This window comes from Staphylococcus canis, assembly GCF_016238445.1.
Lineage (GTDB): Bacteria > Bacillota > Bacilli > Staphylococcales > Staphylococcaceae > Staphylococcus > Staphylococcus canis.
In genome coordinates, this window is record NZ_JABANU010000100.1 from 1 (window position 1) to 255 (window position 255).

A 255-nucleotide genomic window follows, 5' to 3' on the forward strand; every position below is an offset into this window, starting at 1 on the left:
CTTCAATTGGTCCATTTGTTAAATGGGGGTATTTTACTGTATTCGTGATGTAAGGTAAGTATTTAATAAGTGTTTGAATAACACGTTTAAGTCCCTTGAATATCGGCTTACGTTTCGAAGAATACAACGCGACTTCTAACTTCTTAATACAGTTTGATTTCAGTGCTTCTAAGATAAAGTGCCCTGTTATATATGTCATTTCAAGTTCTTCACTCAGACCTAATAAATATTGAACTAGACTGTATTGGCTATGCC

General features: G+C 34.1%; 1 pseudogene. It reads right to left on the reverse strand.

The annotated features are described in order from the left end of the window. Positions 1-255 (reverse strand): annotated as a pseudogene (locus tag HHH54_RS11700) (ISL3 family transposase); the annotation flags it as partial.